Annotated in this window: 2 protein-coding genes; one reads left to right on the forward strand and one right to left on the reverse strand. The window is 71.0% G+C overall.

The annotated features are described in order from the left end of the window. Positions 1–127: 127 nt before the first annotated feature. The gene (gene moaA / locus AC5RV2_RS17890) at positions 128–1,231 is read right to left on the reverse strand and encodes a GTP 3',8-cyclase MoaA (protein ID WP_494093444.1); all 1,104 of its coding nucleotides are present in this window, start codon (positions 1,229–1,231) and stop codon (positions 128–130) included. Positions 1,232–1,344: 113 nt separating this feature from the next. Between moaA and AC5RV2_RS17895 the strand changes: the two genes are divergently transcribed. Then, a partial coding sequence (locus tag AC5RV2_RS17895) for a MerR family DNA-binding transcriptional regulator (RefSeq protein WP_494093445.1) occupies positions 1,345–1,485 on the forward strand: 141 nt, incomplete at its 3' end.

Consider the following 1,485-nt stretch of genomic DNA (forward strand, 5'->3'; position numbering starts at 1 on the left):
CCGCCGGGCTGTGCCGGGCGATGACCTCGCGCAGCACCGTCTCCAGCGTGCTGCCGTCGGGCAGCGGCAGGGATTCCTCCTCGACGCCGGCGGCGGCCTGCGCCGCCCCGAAATACCGGATGATCATCTATCCGCCTATCGCACTCATGGTCCGGTCCGGCTGGACGAAGTCCGTGCCGCCCAAACCCGCATGATCCATACCGTGGGCCTTGGGTTTGCCCCACATCGCAGTCCGCCACCGTTCCGCCACCGCCTCGTCGTCCGCGCCGGAGCGCAGGAGGTCCAGCAGGTCCGTTTCCTCGTGCGAGAAGAGGCAGGAGCGCACCTTGCCCTCGGCCGTGACCCGGGTGCGGCGGCAGTCGGCGCAGAACGGTTCCGTCACGGAGGCAATGATGCCCACGGTTCCGGCGACGACGTCGGGGCGGTTCCGCCGCCGTACCTCCCACCGTTCCGCCGGGGCGCCGTCGCGTGCGCGCGGATCCGGGGAGAGCAGGAAGTCCGACTCCAGCAGGGCGCGGATCTCGGCGGCCGCCAGCATGTTCTGCCGGGTCCAGCCGTGGTCGGCGTCCAGCGGCATCTGCTCGATGAACCTCAGCTCGTAGCCCCGTTCCACCGCCCAGTCCAGCAGCGCGGGCGCCTCGGCGTCGTTGATTCCGCGCATCAGCACCGCGTTGATCTTCAGCAGGCCCAGGCCGGCCGCGTCGGCGGCTTCGATGCCGGCGAGCACCCGGTCCAGGAACGGGCGGCGGGTCAGCTGCGCGAACGTCTCCGGGTGCAGCGAGTCCAGCGAGACGTTGATCCGGGTCAGGCCGGCCGCCTTCAGGGCGGCCGCCTTCTTCTCCAGCCCGAGGGCGTTGGTGGTCAGCGACACCGGCAGGTCGGGGTGGTTGTTGCGGACGGCAGCGATGATGTCCACCAACCCTGCACGGACCAGGGGTTCGCCGCCGGTCAGGCGCAGTTCGCGCACGCCCAACCGCCCGACGGCGATCCGGACCAGCCGGACCACCTCGTCGTCGCTGAGGACCTGTTCCTTGGCCAGCCAGTCCAAGCCTTCGGCCGGCATGCAATAGGTGCAGCGGAGGTTGCACTTGTCGGTCAGCGAGATCCGCAGGTCGGAGGCCACCCGGCCAAAGCGGTCCACCAGCGCCGGGCCGGTCCCTGCGGGGCGCGCCGGGGACGCGGCGGACGCGGTTCCGCCGGGAACCTGCGGCATTCCCAGATCAACGCTCATACCTCGAGGGTACCCGGCGGAGGGCGGCGGATGCGGGATGGCCCCGGCGGCGGCGACACCGGGCGCAACCGGAAGGTGTCCCGTTCCGCATTTGCGGAACTATACTGCTTTTCATGACGCAGATACGCATTTCGGATGCTGCGCGCTTCCTGGGGGTCAGCGACGATACCCTGCGGCGCTGGATCGACGCCGGCGCCCTGGCCAAGCACCGGGACGCCTCCGGCCGCGCGACGGTGGACGGCGCGGAGCTGGCC

This window comes from Arthrobacter sp. Y3225116 (assembly GCF_059091245.1).